General features: G+C 64.9%; 3 protein-coding genes. All 3 read right to left on the bottom strand.

Annotation, left to right across the window (positions count from 1 at the left end; all coding sequences use genetic code 11):
• Nucleotides 1–561 precede the first annotated feature (561 nt).
• The 3 genes from ACLP25_RS04990 to ACLP25_RS04980 are packed head-to-tail and all read right to left on the bottom strand — an operon-like array spanning nucleotide 562 to nucleotide 3,780.
• On the bottom strand, nucleotides 562–1,539 hold the full coding sequence (locus tag ACLP25_RS04990; protein ID WP_442468121.1) for an ExeA family protein: 978 nt from the start codon (nucleotides 1,537–1,539) through the stop codon (nucleotides 562–564).
• Nucleotides 1,539–3,206, bottom strand: coding sequence for an IS481 family transposase (locus tag ACLP25_RS04985; RefSeq protein ID WP_442468120.1), 1,668 nt, complete (start codon nucleotides 3,204–3,206; stop codon nucleotides 1,539–1,541). Before ACLP25_RS04985 ends, ACLP25_RS04990 begins: the two co-directional genes overlap by 1 nt.
• Nucleotides 3,184–3,780 (bottom strand): recombinase family protein, encoded by a 597-nt coding sequence (locus tag ACLP25_RS04980; RefSeq protein ID WP_442468122.1) that lies wholly within the window; start codon nucleotides 3,778–3,780, stop codon nucleotides 3,184–3,186. Before ACLP25_RS04980 ends, ACLP25_RS04985 begins: the two co-directional genes overlap by 23 nt.
• Nucleotides 3,781–3,990: the final 210 nt, after the last annotated feature.

The following is a 3,990-nucleotide window of genomic DNA, read 5'->3' as shown; positions in this document are numbered from 1 at the left end:
GGTTCGCCAGTCATGGTTTCAAGGTGGGCCTCAAGCGGAATGCGCGTTGAGTCGCACTGCCGCTCCCGCGGATGTTCTTCCGTACACAAAGGCCGAGGCCGTCGCGCAGAGGAACGCGACCGCCAAGACTCCGATCGCCTGCGGTAGGCCACCTACAACGGCGGCTAGGGCGCCGACAATTACAGGGCTGAGGAAATTGCCAACAAAGAATGAGCCAGTGAAGGCTCCGCCCCCTCTTCCATGCTGCTCGAACGTAAGTTTGGACATGATCCAAGTGAGGTGAAGCGGAAGCGCCAGACCTCCCCCGACGCAGGCGATAAAGGCGGCCGCCACAGTGACACGCGCGTCCGGGACGAGCGCAATAACCCCGAAACCTATTTGTAGGCGCTCGCAATCATCGGGGCTCGTGCTCGCAAACGGAGCCGATTACTGCTCGAATTAGCTGACAATGGGCTGAGCGTCCTGCTCACATTATCTGCCACTGTGCTCGCCATCATCGCGCCGTGCTCGCCAACGGAGGAGCGTGCTCGCAATCCGTGCCAATGAGCGAAGCTGTCCGGCTCACACCGGCACGCCTGCGACGCGCAGTTGCTCCGTGAACTCGCGCGCGCGGTCGCCGGCGAGGGCGCCGGCGAGAAAGTCGCGCACTTCGGCGGGCTTGGCGTTGAGCAGCACGGTCAGCGCGGGCGCGTCGTAGCCGTTGCGGGTCAGCGTCGGTTCGAGATCGTCGATCGCACGCGACAGCACCTGTTCGACAACTTCGAAGGACACCCGCTTCTCGCCGAGGCGAAAGGCATGCTCGAAGGCCAACGTCAGGTGCATCTCGATCTGCAGCGCCGTGCGCAGCCGCTCGGCGAGCAGATCGATCGCGTCCGCATCCATGAGGTCCGCCGGCTTGACGCCGTCCCGCGCACAGGTTTTCAGGAGCCAATTGATGAACTCGCGACGATTGCCGGACACACCCTCGAATTCGAAGGTAGTGGTGCGGTAGCCGATCTCCTCCATCTGCGGCCGGCGAAGATCGTTGCGCAGCTTTGGGTGTCCGATCAGCAGAACCGATAGGATCACGCCGGCGCCCGCGGCCATTTCCATCAGTCGCTTGAAGCCGGTCAGCGTCTTGTGGTGCAGCTCGTGGGCCTCGTCGACGATCAGCACGACGGGATGTTTGCTCTTGCGCATAAGGTCGCGGAGTTCGCGCTCACGCCGCTCTGGTTGCTTGGGGATTTTGACCTGGGCGCGATCGCCGGGCGTGAGGTCGTAGAACATGGCCTCGATGAGCGACGGCAGCGAGGTGCGCCGCTTATCGACCGCCAGCGACTTCGCGACCGCAACTTTGTTGGCGCGCGCAAGCTCTTCCTCGATGCGGGTCAGCAGATGTGTCTTGCCGGAGCCGACCAGTCCGGCGACGACGACCAGCCTTCCCGTCTGCACGACGGCGCACACCTCGCGCACCAGCGCGCGTTGATGCTCGGTCTCATAGTTACCCACGCGATGGAACGGCCGTGTCAATCCGAAGTGCGCCTGTACGTCGGCGAGCATCAGCCTCTCCCTGGTTTCCTGAAGTGCTCGCGCACACGCGCGGCGACGGTTTCTCGATCGAGGGTGTCCGCCAGCAGCGCGTCGATGAACGCGCGGTCGGCCTCGGACAGGCTGCCGAGAGGCCTCGATAGCTGGACGGAGATCGCCAACCTGGCTGCCAGAGAAGTCGGGAACGTGATGTCGGCCACCGGCTCGGGAAAGGGCGTGCGCGGCACATGAATGGATCCGGCGCCTGGAGGTAGGGACGGCAAGGGCCTGTCTCCGCCGGTCACCGCGGCGCGTGGCAGCCCCAGCTGGTCGGCGAGTTGCACGACCTTGTCGATGCGCTCCTCGGCCCGGCTCTTCTGGTACTTGCGATAGCGATAGAGTGGGATCGCGCCGCGCGAAGGCTGGTATGGCCCGAAGCGCTTGCCCTCAAACTCGACGAACAGCTCCTGGTCGAAGAGCCCCCACCAGAGCGTCACCGTCTCGCCGGCGAGCTCGGGCTCGACTTCGTACGACGCGCCCTCGACCGAGACCGTCGCGTCGCCGGCGACGCCGCGGCGCTCAGGTTCACGCGCGAAGGCACAGAACCGCTCCCAGGAGCACATCTCCCGCACGCCGCTTGGCGGCAGGTGCTTCAACCAGTCCTCGATCCGGCTGTGCGGCTCGCTGCGATGATCGCCATTGTTGTAGGTGATGAGCGCGCGGCGCATCCAGAGGTTCGCCTCTGCCTCGTCCTTCGGTTTGTGGAAGTGGTAGAGCGTCTCGTGGACTTCCTTGATGGTACGGAACGGCCGTTCGACCTTGCCCTTCGCCCGCGCAGGTGTGCGACGCTCGGCCTCTGACGGCGGCATGTGGGTGAGCACGCGCACGCCGAGACTGCCCATCACCGACTGGAACACCTTCGAACGGCTGACCGGACCGTTGTCCATGTAGATCGTGGTCGGAATGCCTTGGAACGGCAGCTCGGCCTCGGGCTTGGGCGCCATGGCATTGAACAGGAAACGCAGCGCGGACTCGGCATCCTCGCCGTAGACACAGCGATATTCGTCGTAGACGACTCCTGAGCGGTCATCGACCGCCGAGAACAGCATCAACGTCGGCGACTTGCCGCGGCTTTGCTCGATCCACAGCGGGGCTTCGACCTGCTTCAGGTCGGAGGGGCTCATGTCGAATTGCCAGAGTTCATTCGAACGCTTGGCCTGAAAACGCACCGCGGCAACCGGGCGCGTAACACGAGCATGATCCAGACCTGAAGCACGCAAGACACGGTCGACGGTCGCGCGCTTGAGCAAACCCGCTGGGGCTCGCACCAGACCTTCCGGTGTTTCGACACCATCCTCCTCGAGCAGCCTGATCGCGCGCGCCGTTGAGAGGTGGCGCCCCTTCTTGTTCGAGGTCCTGATCTTGAGCGCGGCGACGATCTCGGCGTAACGCTCCATCTCTGTCACAGGCGCCGCGCGCGTCGCGCCGTAGTCGGAGCGCCGCACCGATTTCGGCCGGGTCAATTCGCGAAGGGCGCGGTAGATCGTCCAGATCGACACGCCGTACGCCTCGGCCGCGCGCGTAATCACCTCGGTGCGGGCCGGATCGCGCGGTGACAGCAACGCCAAGCGTCGGCGCAGGTCGACCAGCGCCTCACCCGGCGGTCGCTTCGAGCGGTCAGCCACGCGCGGCGGAGGCATCCGGGGCATCGTCGCCGGCGCCCCGCTTGCCGACATGGCGATAAAGGGTGGCGACTGATACGCCCATACGCTTGGCGACGTCACGCACCGGAAGCTTGCCCTCGTTCATCAGCGCGCGCGCCGCAGTGACGTCGCCCGCCTTGAACGCCGGCGGGCGCCCCCCCTTGCGTCCGCGTCGGCGTGCCTCGGCAAGGCCGGCGGCCGTGCGCTCGCGGATCAGAGCGCGCTCGAATTGTGCGATCGCCCCGAACACATGGAACACCAGCACGCCCCCCGGCGTGGTGGTGTCGATGCTCTCGGTCAGCGATACCAAGCCGATGCCGCGCCCCTCGAGATCCTCGCCCGTCGTGATCAGCTTCTTCAACGACCGGGCGAGCCGATCGAGTTTCCACACGACCAGTACGTCGCCCTTGCGCAGCACGTCATTAAGGACGCGCGCCAGTTCGGGCCGGTCCGTTTTGGCGCCGGACGTCTTCTCGGTGTGGATTTTCTCGCAACCCGCACGCCGGAGCGCCTCGAGCTGTAGCTCGGGCGACTGGTCGGTGGTGCTGACCCTGGCGTACCCGACCCGCATCCGGCGCCTTTGTTCGCGAAACTCATCTTGTGAGTAGCGTTTCGGAACGCACCAATCAAGAACAGTTATGAGAACAAAAATGGGGCCAAAAACGCGGCTTGGCCCTTCGAGTTCGACGAGGTCGAGGAGTTCGGGATCGTCGACGAGGTCGACTTTATTGAGGGCCACGACAATCGCGGGAACGCCCACCTGGCGGGCCAACAGAATGTG

The sequence above is a fragment of the Roseiarcus sp. genome, assembly GCF_052145395.1.
Lineage (GTDB): Bacteria > Pseudomonadota > Alphaproteobacteria > Rhizobiales > Beijerinckiaceae > Roseiarcus.
This window is presented reverse-complemented; position numbering and strand designations above follow the sequence as displayed.